This window comes from Candidatus Thiosymbion oneisti (genome assembly GCF_900092655.1).
In the GTDB taxonomy this organism is placed as follows: Bacteria; Pseudomonadota; Gammaproteobacteria; order Chromatiales; family Chromatiaceae; genus Thiosymbion; species Thiosymbion oneisti.
Genome location: NZ_FLUY01001374.1, coordinates 1 through 11,844, shown reverse-complemented (window position 1 = coordinate 11,844; position 11,844 = coordinate 1). Strand labels below are relative to the sequence as shown.

General features: G+C 58.9%; 14 protein-coding genes and 1 tRNA gene. 10 read left to right on the top strand and 5 right to left on the bottom strand.

Going from position 1 to position 11,844, the window contains the following annotated elements; translation table 11 throughout:
• Window positions 1-407 precede the first annotated feature (407 nt).
• The 3 genes from BQ17_RS14070 to BQ17_RS14060 all read right to left on the bottom strand — a co-directional run bounded on the left by BQ17_RS14070 (window position 408) and on the right by BQ17_RS14060 (window position 1,061).
• Window positions 408-494 (bottom strand) — tRNA-Leu (locus BQ17_RS14070).
• Window positions 495-589: 95 nt separating this feature from the next.
• Window positions 590-832 (bottom strand): PIN domain-containing protein, encoded by a 243-nt coding sequence (locus BQ17_RS24265; protein ID WP_141699286.1) that lies wholly within the window; start codon window positions 830-832, stop codon window positions 590-592.
• Complete coding sequence (locus BQ17_RS14060) at window positions 822-1,061, bottom strand: hypothetical protein (protein ID WP_141699285.1); 240 nt, start codon at window positions 1,059-1,061, stop codon at window positions 822-824. The genes BQ17_RS24265 and BQ17_RS14060 overlap by 11 nt, the downstream gene beginning before the upstream one ends.
• Before the next feature lie 68 nt (window positions 1,062-1,129).
• Here BQ17_RS14060 and queA point away from each other — a divergent pair, with 68 nt between their 5' ends.
• From queA to BQ17_RS14025, 7 genes are all read left to right on the top strand, one after another.
• Window positions 1,130-2,158 carry a tRNA preQ1(34) S-adenosylmethionine ribosyltransferase-isomerase QueA gene (gene queA, locus BQ17_RS14055; protein ID WP_089728096.1) on the top strand — a complete coding sequence of 343 codons (1,029 nt, stop codon included), beginning with the start codon at window positions 1,130-1,132 and terminating at the stop codon, window positions 2,156-2,158.
• Between the two features lie 474 nt (window positions 2,159-2,632).
• On the top strand, window positions 2,633-2,848 hold the full coding sequence (locus tag BQ17_RS14050; RefSeq protein WP_089728094.1) for an addiction module protein: 216 nt from the start codon (window positions 2,633-2,635) through the stop codon (window positions 2,846-2,848).
• Window positions 2,849-2,855: 7 nt separating this feature from the next.
• The gene (locus tag BQ17_RS24260) at window positions 2,856-3,143 is read left to right on the top strand and encodes a type II toxin-antitoxin system RelE/ParE family toxin (RefSeq protein ID WP_089728089.1); all 288 of its coding nucleotides are present in this window, start codon (window positions 2,856-2,858) and stop codon (window positions 3,141-3,143) included.
• A gap of 20 nt (window positions 3,144-3,163) precedes the next feature.
• Window positions 3,164-4,588: a DegQ family serine endoprotease gene (locus BQ17_RS14040; protein ID WP_089728088.1), complete on the top strand. Its 1,425-nt coding sequence runs from the start codon at window positions 3,164-3,166 to the stop codon at window positions 4,586-4,588.
• A gap of 10 nt (window positions 4,589-4,598) precedes the next feature.
• The gene (gene lepA, locus BQ17_RS14035) at window positions 4,599-6,404 is read left to right on the top strand and encodes a translation elongation factor 4 (RefSeq protein WP_089728086.1); all 1,806 of its coding nucleotides are present in this window, start codon (window positions 4,599-4,601) and stop codon (window positions 6,402-6,404) included.
• Between the two features lie 121 nt (window positions 6,405-6,525).
• Window positions 6,526-7,083 (top strand): lysozyme family protein, encoded by a 558-nt coding sequence (locus BQ17_RS14030; protein WP_089728084.1) that lies wholly within the window; start codon window positions 6,526-6,528, stop codon window positions 7,081-7,083.
• A gap of 19 nt (window positions 7,084-7,102) precedes the next feature.
• Window positions 7,103-7,867, top strand: a complete 765-nt coding sequence (locus tag BQ17_RS14025; protein ID WP_089728083.1) for a hypothetical protein — start codon at window positions 7,103-7,105, stop codon at window positions 7,865-7,867.
• A gap of 252 nt (window positions 7,868-8,119) precedes the next feature.
• Here the strand turns inward: BQ17_RS14025 and hepT are convergent, their stop codons facing one another.
• Together hepT and mntA are read right to left on the bottom strand one after the other, a co-directional pair.
• On the bottom strand, window positions 8,120-8,539 hold the full coding sequence (gene hepT, locus BQ17_RS14020; protein ID WP_089728081.1) for a type VII toxin-antitoxin system HepT family RNase toxin: 420 nt from the start codon (window positions 8,537-8,539) through the stop codon (window positions 8,120-8,122).
• Entirely contained in the window at window positions 8,529-8,924 is a 396-nt protein-coding gene (gene mntA, locus BQ17_RS14015) for a type VII toxin-antitoxin system MntA family adenylyltransferase antitoxin (protein ID WP_089728079.1), read from the bottom strand. The genes hepT and mntA overlap by 11 nt, the downstream gene beginning before the upstream one ends.
• 172 nt (window positions 8,925-9,096) lie before the next feature.
• Here mntA and BQ17_RS14010 point away from each other — a divergent pair, with 172 nt between their 5' ends.
• The 3 genes from BQ17_RS14010 to BQ17_RS14000 all read left to right on the top strand — a co-directional run bounded on the left by BQ17_RS14010 (window position 9,097) and on the right by BQ17_RS14000 (window position 11,583).
• Window positions 9,097-9,291 (top strand): elongation factor 4 family protein, encoded by a 195-nt coding sequence (locus BQ17_RS14010; protein WP_089728077.1) that lies wholly within the window; start codon window positions 9,097-9,099, stop codon window positions 9,289-9,291.
• Between the two features lie 322 nt (window positions 9,292-9,613).
• Window positions 9,614-10,204 carry a Uma2 family endonuclease gene (locus tag BQ17_RS14005; protein WP_089728075.1) on the top strand — a complete coding sequence of 197 codons (591 nt, stop codon included), beginning with the start codon at window positions 9,614-9,616 and terminating at the stop codon, window positions 10,202-10,204.
• 2 nt (window positions 10,205-10,206) lie between these two features.
• A complete protein-coding gene (locus BQ17_RS14000) occupies window positions 10,207-11,583 on the top strand; it encodes a DegQ family serine endoprotease (RefSeq protein WP_089728073.1) in 1,377 nt (458 codons plus the stop codon).
• Window positions 11,584-11,844: the final 261 nt, after the last annotated feature.

Below are 11,844 nucleotides of genomic sequence, written 5' to 3'. Positions count from 1 at the left end.
TTGCTGGATACGTCGCTAAATCCAAAGCGGCGGCGGGTTTGCACTGTACCTGCCGGCACCCCCGGTTACACCAGGTACTATGGGTTTCTACCAATGCCGGGATAAAGTCGCCGCCGCACTCCAAAGTTTCCGCTGGACCACTCCGGCTCGCTGCCTGCCGGTGCGTCCCTGCACGCAGACAGGTGCTCACCACACGCGACGGTCGTGCCGGGGATGGAGGATAGAACGGTCTGGAATCCATAAAGAGCCTAAACCTCAACCACTCCCCAAAATTAGAACACCACCGGAGAAGTCTCAAGTGAGGAATCTTTGTGTCTTCCGCGTTCTCTGCGGTCATTTCAAACCCGCAAATTGGGATTGTTACCCCAACTTGACTTGAGCATAGGAACGCGCAATCAACGAAAGATTGGTGCCGAGGGTCGGACTCGAACCGACATGGTGTTGCCACCGGTAGATTTTGAGTCTACTGCGTATACCAATTTCGCCACCCCGGCAGGGAACTGGCGGGATCGCACCAGGAACCCTGGCCTCCCCAGTCTTGGATCTGCCCGGGTATCCGGGCTCGCTGGGGCTGCCTGTGGGCGAGGCGTCACAGTATAGCCGCTCCGGTCGGCGGGGCAAGATCGAACGCGTGTTTATCTCCGGGGGAAGCGCATATCAGCGGAGGGACATAGAGGGGAAAACGCACAACTTCTTGTCTGTTACGGGCTCCCTGCAGCAACTCCATGTAGGTGATGGCAGAAATAAGGATATGTGGCGCTTGATCAATGGTCTCTTCGGCTTTTAGATGCCCGCGAAGTGCCCAAATCAAGACATCAGTATCAAAAAACATCCGGACAGCGGGTTAGGCGGCGTGCATTGATAAATGCCGTGGGGTCGTCTAGGTCCTCCCGATCTTTCCACAGGCCATGCCCCGGCGTTTTGGCGAATCTCGGGCGGGTTTTCCTGGGATGCTCCTTGATTTCCTGGACGAACACGCGCACGTGGGCCGTCACGGGAGTCTTGAGTTGCCGCAGTTTTCCAGGCAGATTGGCAAGGGTGATACCTTCCAGTATTTCCATCGGTTTCGATTTGGTTTCGAGCATAGTCTATGCAGTAGCTACGTTATATATGACGAGTGTATCACGCCATGCGGCGTTCCGATTTCCACTTCGATCTCCCTGAATCGCTCATTGCCCAACGCCCCCTGCCGGAGCGGAGCGCAAGCCGGCTGCTGTATCTGGACGGCCCGAGCGGGGCGGTACGGGATCTGGCCTTCGCCGACCTGCCGCGGTTGGTGAAGCCGAACGATCTGTTGGTCTTCAACGATACCCGCGTGATGCGGGCGCGGCTCTTCGGCCGCAAGCATTCCGGAGGCCGGGTTGAGATCCTGCTCGAGCGACTCCTGAGTGATCGAATGGCTTTAGCCCAGGTGCGGGCAAGCAAGGCCCTTAAGGCCGGGACCTTGATCCTGCTTGCAGGCGGTGAGCGGCTCGAAGTAACGGGTCGGGACGGCGATCTGTTTCATCTGCACTCCCTGGACGCCGGGTTCGAGGATCTGATGGCGCGCCACGGTCATGTGCCCCTGCCGCCCTACATCCGGCGTCCCGACGAGGCGTCGGACCTGGAGCGCTATCAGACCGTCTATGGCCGACGTGAAGGGGCGGTCGCCGCGCCCACCGCCGGGCTGCATTTCGACGCCCCCATGCTGGCGCGCCTGGCGGAGCGGGGCGTGCGGATCGCCCATCTCACGCTGCATGTGGGGGCGGGGACCTTCCAGCCGGTGCGGGTGGAACGGTGCGAGGAACATGTCATGCACTGCGAACGGCTGGAGGTGGAGCAGGCGGTCTGCGCCGCCGTGACGGCCACCCGGGAGGCCGGTGGGCGCGTCATCGCCGTCGGCACCACCAGCGTGCGTGGTCTGGAGAGCGCCGCTCGGGACGGGGACCTGCGGCCCTATCGGGGCGATACCCGGCTCTTTATCCGTCCGGGTTATCGCTTCCGGGTGGTCGATGCGATGATCACCAACTTCCACCTGCCGGAATCGACCCTGCTGATGCTGGTGTCCGCCTGCGGCGGGTTCGAGCAGGTAATGGCCGCCTACCGTCACGCGGTCCGGCAGAACTACCGTTTTTTCAGCTACGGCGATGCCATGTTTCTGACCCGGCGTGGCTCCTGATCCGAGCGTACCGGGACCTGACAGGTATGCAAAGTCCGTCGGGCATGATGTTCCCAGGCCGGTCATGCCCGTCCTCGGGGTAATCGCAACGGAAGATGAACAATGATACCATCGAGATGTGTGCTCTGCGGAAAAACACAGAGATGAGACTCCGCCGCATGAGGGAGATTATGTCGAATTCTCCGATTACCGAGAGCGTGAACCCTATTCGATTGGTGGCCCGTTTGGTATGGAATATTTCTGCGATGAACATGTGGCGATAGCCAGGTCTTTGGCGTCACTGCTGATGGAAAAGGCGGTGGCCGAATTGGAAAATCAGTACGGCCCTTTCCCCGAATACCAAAGGAAAGATCCTCGATTGAAATGGTTGAAACGCATCTTTTCTCTCGGGAAAGACTCGTGAGCACCTTGGAAAAATACGAAAATGAGTTAACCTGAAACATGACAAAGTACAAAATAGGAGACATGGACTCGATGAAAACCCTATCGGCATCGGATCTGGCAGCAATACCCATCGACCAGCGCATTCGGCTGGTCGAAGACCTGTGGGATTCAATCGCCGAATTTCCCGAAGCAGTGGAGATTCCGGCGTGGCATAAGACTGAGCTGGAACGGCGGCTTCGAGAATACGATGCGAACCCGAACGAGGGATCGCCGTGGTCAGAGGTCAAGCAACGAATAATCGGTTGAAACCATCATGCTTATTCTTCGTAAGGAAGCCGAAGACGATATGAAGGAAGCGCATGAATGGTATGAAGGAAAACGTACTGATCTCGGGATGGAGTTCATCTATGAGGTCGAGTGCACATTCGAGATCATAAGAAAAAATCCGCGGCTATACGCCAAGGTATTCAAGAATGTTCGCCGCGTGTTGTGCAGTCATTTTCCTTATTCGATCTACTTTTTCGAACGCGGATCAGACATAATCGTGATCGGCGTCCTTCATCAGAGAAGAAATCCAACGGTCTGGCAAGCACGGCAATAAAGCCTAAATAAGGAGCATCCATGAAAAAGAACGCACTCATCGCAGCAGCAATCTGCCTGGTCCATAGTTTGTTTGCGCTGCCAGCGCAGGCGTTGGCCAGCGCGCTGCCGGAGTTCAGCGGGCTGGTCGAGACCTATGGGCCGTCCGTGGTCAACATCAGCACCAAGCAGTCCCGCCGCGGTGCCCGCAGATTCCATGGTTTTTCGGTACCCGACCTGCCCGAGGGCAGCCCCTTCCACGATCTCTTTCGCCACTTCTTCGGGGAAGAGGGCCTGACCCCACACGACGAAGATCGGCAGTCCCGGTCATTGGGCTCCGGTTTCTTCATCTCCTCGGATGGGTATGTACTCACCAATTTCCACGTCGTGGAGGGCGCCGATGAGATCATCGTTCGCACCAGCGATCGCCGGGAGTTTCTCGCCAAGCAGGTGGGAACCGACAAGCGCAGCGACATCGCTTTGCTCAAGATCGAGGCCCAGGACCTACCGCCCATCAAGCTAGGTTCCGCGCAAGACCTCAAGGTGGGTGAATGGGTGCTTGCCATCGGTTCCCCCTTCGGCTTCGACCACTCGGCTACCGCCGGTATCGTCAGCGCCAAGGGCCGGAGCCTGCCGAGCGAGAATTACGTCCCCTTCATCCAGACCGATGTGGCGATCAATCCGGGAAATTCCGGTGGTCCCCTGTTCAACCTGGACGGCGAGGTGGTGGGCGTGAACTCCCAGATTTATAGCCGCACCGGTGGCTTTATGGGGCTGTCCTTTGCCGTTCCCATCGATGTGGCCATGGATGTGGTCGAGCAGCTCAAGGCCACAGGTAAGGTCAGCCGGGGCTGGCTCGGCGTAAGGATTCAGGAAGTGACCAGCGAGCTGGCAGAGACCTTCGGTATGGATCAGCCGCGGGGGGCGCTGGTCGCGCAGCTGCTTCCGAATAGCCCAGCGGCGGAGGCGGAGCTGCAGGTAGGGGACGTGATCCTGCGCTTTAACGGCAAAGCGGTTGCCACCCACAGTGCACTGCCGCCGCTGGTCGGTGCGACGCGGGTGAACGAGCCCGCGCAACTGGAAGTGCTGCGTAAGGGTCGCATCGAGGAGGTGACAGTGGTCATCGGCGAGCTGCCGGACGAGGGCGGGCTGACCGCCGCCGCGGAGCCGGAATCCACGACGGCGAACAGTATCGGCCTGGTGGTGGGGGATCTGAATGCGGAACAACGCGACCAGCTCGGATTGAAGCAAGGCGGGGTGATCGTTCAGGAGGTCAAGCCCGGTGCAGCCAAACGCGCCGGCATAGGTCGCGATGATGTGATTCTGATGTTCGACGGCAAGCCGGTGGAGGGTGCCAAGCAGTTCCGGGAGCTGCTCGCGGACATCGAGCTGGGCCGTTCAGTCGCCGTCCTGATCCAGCGCGGCGACGGGCATGTGTTCCTCGCGGTGCGCATCCCAGAGGAATAAGCGTGATTCGATGTTTGAGCTCAATCACGTCCGCAACTTCTCCATCATTGCCCATATCGATCACGGAAAGTCCACCATCGCGGACCGATTCATCCAGCTCAGCGGCACCTTAAGCGAGCGCGAGATGGCCAACCAGGTGTTGGACTCGATGGACCTGGAGCGGGAACGCGGGATTACGATCAAGGCCCAGAGCGTCACCCTCGATTATGTGGCTAAGGATGGCGAGACCTATCGGCTCAACTTCATCGACACGCCGGGCCACGTGGACTTTTCCTACGAGGTCTCGCGCTCGCTGGCCGCCTGCGAGGGGGCCCTGCTGGTGGTCGATGCGGCCCAGGGTGTCGAGGCCCAGAGCGTAGCCAATTGCTACACCGCCATCGAGGAGGGCCTCGAGGTCCTGCCGGTACTCAACAAGATCGATCTGCCGGCGGCGGAGCCGGAACGGGTGATCAATCAGATCGAGGAGATCATCGGGCTCGAGGCCAAGGATGCCCTCCAGGTGAGCGCCAAGACGGGCGCCGGCATCTCCGATTTGCTCGAACGCTTGATCGCCCACATCCCACCGCCGGTGGGCGATCCCGACGGTCCCCTCCAGGCCCTCATCATCGACTCCTGGTTCGATCCCTATGTGGGCGTCGTCTCCCTGGTGCGGATCGTCAACGGCGCGGTCAAACGCCGCGACAAGCTGCTCGTCATGTCCACCGGGCGTACCCACCAGGCGGACAGCATCGGGGTATTCACCCCCAAGAAGGTCGAACGCCAGGTCCTGGGGACGGGCGAGGTCGGCTTCCTGGTCGCCGGGATCAAGGAGATCGACGGCGCCCCGATAGGCGACACCATCACCCATGCGGACCGCCCGGCACAGGCGTCATTGCCCGGATTCAAACAGCTGCAGCCACGGGTGTTCGCCGGGCTCTACCCCACGCGCTCCGATGCTTACGAAGACCTGCGCGATGCCCTGCGCAAGCTGCGGCTCAATGACGCCGCCCTCTTCTATGAGCCGGAGGTGTCTCAGGCCCTGGGCTTCGGATTCCGCTGCGGCTTTCTCGGGATGCTGCACCTGGAGATCGTCCAGGAACGCCTGGAGCGCGAGTACGACCTGGACCTGATCACGACGGCACCTACGGTCGTCTATGAGGTCCTGCGTTCCGACGGCGAGGTCGTCCGGGTAGACAATCCGGCTGACCTGCCCGAGGCTGGCAAGGTCAGCGAGATCCGAGAGCCCATCATCGAGGCCCATATCCTGGTGCCTCAGGACCTGCTCGGGGGGGTCATCAACCTGTGCATCGAGAAACGCGGCGTGCAGAAGGACATCCGGTACCTGGGCGGCCAGGTCCAGGCTACCTACGAGTTGCCCTTGAGCGAGGTGGTGCTGGATTTCTTCGACCGCCTGAAATCCGTCAGCCGCGGCTATGCCTCTTTCGAGTATGATTTCAAGCGCTTTCAGGCCTCCGACCTGGTCAAGCTCGAGGTCCTGATCAACGGGGAACGGGTGGACGCCCTGTCCGCCATCGTGCATCGGGATAAGGTCCAGTTCCGTGGCCACGAAGTGACCGTGCGCATGAAGGCGCTCATTCCCCGGCAGATGTTCGAGGTCGCCATCCAGGCTGCCATCGGCAACAAGATCATCGCCCGCACCACGGTCAAGGCCCTGCGCAAGAATGTGACCGCCAAGTGCTACGGCGGCGACGTAACCCGCAAGCGCAAACTGCTGGAGAAGCAGAAATCGGGCAAGCGGCGCATGAAGCAGGTGGGAAAGGTAGAGATCCCCCAGGAGGCCTTCCTGGCGGTGCTTCAGGTTGGGAAGGATAATTGATTAGGAATATCCGGCCGCAAAGGCGGGATGCGCTGCGCTTTCCCGTCCTACGCGCTTAAGGGATCCTGGTCGGATAAGGGCGAGTATTTGACTCACCCTCACCATAACAAGGGGTAACTCCATGGCAACGATGGCTGATTTCAAGAAAGAGATCAAGATTAGTGAAGGCTCGATCCCGCACATGTATCTCGACACTGTGGGGAAAGTGACGGTCGGGGTCGGGAACATGCTTCCCAATGTGGCTGCTGCAAAGAAACTGGCTTTTGTCAACAGGGTATCCAAGAAAAAGGCAACGGATCAGGAAATTGAGACGGATTACAATACGGTAAAGAAACAACCTAAGGGTCTAATTGCTTCGTCCTACAAAAAACATACGAAGCTCGATTTGCCTACAACTGACATTAACAGGTTACTCGACAACCGAATCAGCGAATTCAAGAAGGGATTAAAGCTGAAATTTCCAAAGTTTGACTCGTATCCAGAGACGGCACAAATGGCAATGCTGGATATGGCATTCAATCTTGGTGTGAACGGAGTTGTTACAAAATTCCCAAAGATGAAAAAGGCGATTGAAAAACAAGATTGGAATGCCGCGGCAGAAGAATCCAATCGTCCACAAGTCTCAAAAGCTCGGAATGATCTTGTTAAGAAATGGTTTAAGGAAGCTGCCAAGAAGTGACTTGTAGGTAAAATCGGGATTGTTGAAAGAACGCCGAACCGCTGACAGGTATATTGAGAATGCAAGATCAACCGCGGTGGCGCAGTTGTTGCTGATACTTAAGAGGGGGAAACGGATGAAGCCTTTGTGTATTCGTATGTTCGTAATCGCTGTGCTAGCCGCGGCGAATCTTGCTGGTTTCGCATTTGCCGAGCCGAAAGGTGCTAGTATGCCGCGAGACCGTTTTCCGTACTCTTTTACGCATGCGCCCTACATTCACCCCAAGATTGTGCAAGATTTAACAACCTGGCTGAGTGATGAGGGGGATCAGATCATTGCCATCGGTCTGTTGGACTCCCAGGAAAGCAATCGCTATTTTGGCGAGGTGCGTGTTCGGAAAATCAATGGACAGCATCCCTATGTCTATATTCAAGTCGCCGAGGAAGAATTCGGATATCGGTATGTAGGAATGACCGAATCCGGCTTGTACATCCTTTACACGTCTGATTGGGGAGGTGGCTCCGGGGTTTTTAAGAGCCTTCTGTTCGTTACCTTCGAATACGACAAAGGAATCCAGGTAAACTGGGATGAATCTATCATCAATTGGGATAGAGATCGTCTCCTGATAAGGAAGCACGGCGAGATCACTCTGGGCGATCGGTGGGATGGTGAATTGCGGGTCGAGGGTGATAGGCTCTTCATAGGAAAAGACCGTGGATGGTTCACATTTTCCGGAGGCAAAGGGGGTAGTTGGCTTTCACATGATGGAAAAAGCAGGACTTTGTTGATAGACATGGATCCTTAATGAAAAAACAACTGATCAGGGGCGCCATACGCATTTTGAAATGGATGAAGGTGACGTATATAGGCATTCCGCCGGCCAGGTGTCGCACCTCATCGATTGGCCGTATTCGAGCTTTCACCAGTATGTAAAAGCGGGCCTGTATCCACCGCATTGGGCCGCGGACGATGTTGTAAAGGAATTGACTCTGGAATGACTGACGCGGCGGGATGCGCTACGCTTTCCCGTCCTACGATCCTCAATGACATTGCTCTGTTATTGGGATGCATCTCGCAACAACAGGATCCTGCTGTAGGTCAGAAAATCATCAAGGTGTTTCCGGATGATGCTGACGGTGATGGGCAGTTGCAGACTTTGATAATCATGCACGGCGATATTGCGAAAACCGACCATCCGTTTGAGGAGACCGGCTAACTCGGCATCTATCCATCCCCCCTGCGCCAACAGGGCAAAGACATCGCGTGCGCTTTGCGGAACCCCCAGCCGTTCACGCCGAATCAGGTGTTGCCCCATATCCAGCGCCGCTTCACAGGCCCTCTGGATATTCAGGATGGCGGCATCCTGACGGGTGTAGTCCTGAGTGAAGCCATCGGGATCGGCGGCATACTCCTCCCGTGCCCGCGCCACACACCTTTCGATGGTGGCCGCCTTGTTGATCAGGACATCATCGGCCATACACCTTCCCCCGCTTTCGTATCTCTTCCAGCAACCCGGCGCGGGCAGTGTCGAGCGCCGTTTTTTCACTGAGAATCGCCGCCTCGTAGAGCACCGCCTGCGCGTCCTTCGCCCACCAACGCTGCCCCTGAATAATAATCCGGTACTGCATTACGGTGGATGCGGCCCGTAGGTCCAACAGGTCCACCGGGCAGCCAGCCAGATCGGCCAGCTCGCCCGCCAGCTCCCAGAGTAACAGCGGCTCGGCATAACCGGCCACCAACACCGCCAGATCCAGGTCGCTGTCCGCCCTGGCCATGCCCTGAATACGGCTGCCAAAGGCATAAACCGCCAGTAGCTTCGGCACTTGGGCGCGCAGCCTGGAGAGGATCACCGTAGGGTTCATACCGCTCCCCTCATCTCGGTCTTGCCGGTCACGGCCCGCGTTGGTGAAAACACCTATTTTTCAAGGCGCCCAATCAAAAAAGTCAGCCTTTGAACGAGGGGAAAAATGTTCACTATAAACAAGAATGGAATCTTGATTTCGAACAGCTATTGTATTCTCCAGAGAATCATTCATGAAGCGAGAAAAAGCAGAAAAAGGGACATCCATTTATTCGGACAATCCCAACGGCCCCTTGCAGGTCCTCATCATCGACCCCTGGTTCGATCCCTATGTGGGCGTCGTCTCCCTGCTCGTGATGTCCACCGGGCGTACCCACCAGGCGGACAGCATCGGAGTATTCACCCCCAAGGCGGCTTCCTCGGCCTGAGTGATCCGGCATTGTCCGGCAGGAAAAGATCCTTATCTGGCGTCGGGACAAGGTTTGACGTGTTGCGTTCGACGTACCAAGGCTTGCACAATGACGGTGTGCCGGCGCCAGCGTCTCAACGCAATCGACACCCACATTACCCCCGCGCTGCCTGCACGCGCGAACCTTTGGGTGTAGGTTGGGTTAGGCGCGTGGTTCGATCCCGAAGGACACAAACACCCTTGAACGCGCCGTAACCCAACACGTCCGGTCCCCCAAACAATGCCGAATTATTCAGGATTGCTTGTAACCAGACAGCTTCCAAGACCTTCGAGCAACGAGTATGGCCCAAATAGCATACAAACCCAGCCGCTTCACCTACGCGGACTATTGCATCTGGCCTGATGAGGAACGCTGGGAGCTGATCGACGGCGAGGCCTACGCCATGTCGCCCGCGCCCGCTCGGATCCATCAGGATGTGGTCGTAGCGCTCGTCACCCAGATATACGGAGCCCTTGGGGAGACGACTTGCCGTGTTTACACGGCACCCTTCGACGTCCGCCTGCCGCACCGCGACGAGGCCGACGCCGCGGTGGAGACGGTCGTCCAGCCCGACATTGCGGTGATCTGCGACCCATCCAAGCTGGATGAAAAGGGCTGCCGCGGCGCCCCGGATTGGATCATCGAAGTGCTCTCTCCCGCCACCGCCGCCAAAGATCAGATCCGGAAACGTGCGCTCTACGAGCGCCACGGCGTTCGAGAATATTGGCTGGTCCATCCGACCGACCGGCTCCTGTTCATGTATCGACTGGGGACCGATGGATACGGCAAGCCGGATATCTTACCCACGGTAGGCCTCTGTACCCCGGCAGCGATCCCGGACCTGGTGATCGACTGGAAGGGTGTCTTTACCCTCACGGAGAAAACCGATTGAACATGGGCAGATCCCGACCCTCGAAACGCCTCGCACTCGGCGCCCTGGTCTTGTCGCTCGCACTGGTGCCCCTATCCCACGCCGCCCTGCCGCTTGCGGTCGACAAGGAACCCCTGCCCAGTCTGGCGCCGATGTTGGAGCGGGTGACGCCGGCGGTCGTCAATATCTCCACCGTCACCCAGATCGAGGCAGAGACCCATCCCCTGCTGCGGGACCCCTTCTTCCGCTACTTCTTCGAGCTGCCTCGCAAGCGCCGGGAGCGTGAAAATCAGAGCCTGGGTTCGGGCGTCATCGTGGACGCCGAGCGGGGTATCGTACTCACGAATCACCACGTGGTGGACCAGGCGGACGCGATCGACGTCAGGCTCCAGGACGGGCGCGAGCTCAAGGCCGAATTAGTGGGCTCGGACCCGGAGACCGACATCGCGGTGCTACGCATCCCGACCCAGGGCCTGACCGCGGTCGCCCTGGGAGACTCGGACGATTTGCGGGTGGGAGACTTCGTGGTTGCCATCGGCAGTCCCTTCGGACTCAGCCATACGGTGACCTCCGGCATCGTCAGCGCCCTGGCTCGGAGCGGCCTCGGCATCGAAGGCTTTGAAAGCTTCATCCAGACGGATGCCTCCATCAATCCGGGCAACTCGGGCGGCCCGCTGGTCGACCTGCACGGCCGTCTGGTGGGCATCAATACCGCCATCCTGGCCCCGAGCGGCGGTAACGTGGGCATCGGCTTCGCCATCCCGGTGGCGATGGTGCGCACCGTCGCCGATCAGCTGCTCGAGCATGGAGAAGTGCGGCGCGGGCTGCTCGGCGTTGCCGTCCAGGATCTCACGCCGGAACTCGCCCGAGCACTGGGGACGGGGGACGCCGACGGCGCCGTGGTATCCCATGTCGATCCCGGCTCGGCGGCCGCGGCCGCGGGGCTACGCCCCGGCGACCTGATCGTCGCCGTGAACGGGCGTCCCGTCACCGGCGCGGGGGCCCTGAAGGCACATATCGGTCTGCTACGGGTAGGTACACCCCTGGAGCTGGAGCTGATTCGCAAGGGTGCGCGCATCCGGCTCAAAAGCGCGGTGGCGGACCCCTATGCGGGGTATGTCGAAGGCCGGCGTCTGACCCCGCTGCTGCAAGGTGCCAAGCTGGGAGACCGAATCGATGGCAGCGGCGGTAACCGCTCGTCCGCAGTGGCCGTGGGGACCGTGGACAAGGGCAGTCCCGCCTGGCTCGCCGGGCTACGGGCGGGAGACCTCCTGTTGGCGGTCAATCAGGAGCGGGTGCGCAACCTCAAGGAGCTGGGGCGTGTCCTGCGTCGAGCCCGCACCCTGGTCAGCCTGAAGATTCGGCGCGGTGGCCGCATCCTCGTTCTCAGGCGACGCTGAGGCAGTGTCGTCGGATCTGCAATCGGCACGGTCTTCTCAATTTTAGGGAAGGGAGTAGTAAATTTTTAAGTGGTGGTAGTGGGTAAAATCTGAGTGGGAATCCAGCCAATAAATCGCCGGTTGCAGGATAAGAGAGGATCAAGCATCTTCGTCCCCTCTCCCACCCTCTCCCCAACCCCTCTCCCGCTAGTGTAGTGCGCCATTCTGTTTGGAACTTAAGCGGCGATTGCGCGCGTCGGGCGTCAAATCGATCGCGGCGCC